The organism is Aeromicrobium sp. Leaf272 (genome assembly GCF_001422865.1).
Lineage (GTDB): Bacteria > Actinomycetota > Actinomycetes > Propionibacteriales > Nocardioidaceae > Aeromicrobium.
Genome location: NZ_LMMY01000009.1, coordinates 727,838 through 728,821 on the forward strand (window position 1 = coordinate 727,838; position 984 = coordinate 728,821).

A 984-nucleotide genomic window follows, 5' to 3' on the forward strand; every position below is an offset into this window, starting at 1 on the left:
GATGGGGCCTGAGCCCGACGACGTCCCCGCCGGACGCGTCCCGCCGCAGGACCTCCCGGCCGAGCAGAGCGTCCTGGGCGCCATGCTGCTCAGCAAGATGGCGATCGACCCGGCGGCCGACCTCCTCGAGGGCCGCGACTTCTACCGCCCCGCCCACGAGGCCATCTTCGAGACGATCGTCGACCTCGCCCAGCGCGGCGAGCCCGCCGACGCCATCACGGTCTCCGCCGAGCTGCAGCGCCGCGGCGACCTCACCCGCGTGGGCGGCGCCCCGTACCTGCACACGCTCGTGGCCGGCGTGCCCATCGCCTCCAACGTCGACTACTACGCCGAGATCGTCCGCGAGAAGGCCATCCTGCGCCGCCTCATCGAGGTCGGCCAGAAGATCGCCGGCCTCGGCTGGGCCGAGACCGGCGAGATCGCCGAGATCGTCGACCGCGCCCAGGCCGAGGTGCTCGACGTCGACGGCAGCAGCGGCACCGACGACTACCGGGTCATCTCCGAGCTGATGGCGCAGACCATCCAGGAGATCGACGACATCCAGAGCCGCGACGGCGACATGGCCGGCCTGGAGTCGGGGTTCCCCGACCTCGACAAGCTCACCACCGGCTTCCGTGGCGGCCAGATGATCGTCGTCGCCGCCCGGCCCGGCGTCGGCAAGAGCACCCTCGGGCTCGACTTCTGCCGCGCCGCCTCCATCAAGAACAACGTCCCGTCGGCCATCTTCAGCCTGGAGATGTCGGGCGCCGAGATCGCCATGCGTCTGCTCTCGGCCGAGGCCAAGGTCGCCATCCACCACATGCGGGGCGGCGGCATGACCGACCGCGACTGGGACTCGGTCAGCCGGGTCATGCCGCGGGNTGCAGGGTGCGCCGATCACCATCGACGACTCGCCCAACATGACGATGCCCGAGATCCGGTCGAAGGCCCGGCGCATCCAGAAGGCGGCCGACGGCAAGCTGGGGCTCATCGTCATCGACTACC

2 protein-coding genes are annotated in these 984 nt (G+C 70.9%); both read left to right on the forward strand.

All coding sequences use genetic code 11. The annotated features are described in order from the left end of the window. Positions 1–97 precede the first annotated feature (97 nt). A partial coding sequence (locus ASF38_RS05220; protein WP_304438646.1) for a DnaB-like helicase C-terminal domain-containing protein occupies positions 98–860 on the forward strand: 763 nt, incomplete at its 3' end. Positions 861–905: 45 nt separating this feature from the next. After that, positions 906–984, forward strand: a 79-nt coding sequence (locus ASF38_RS19465; protein WP_255353817.1) for a DnaB-like helicase C-terminal domain-containing protein, incomplete at its 3' end; no start/stop codon positions are given.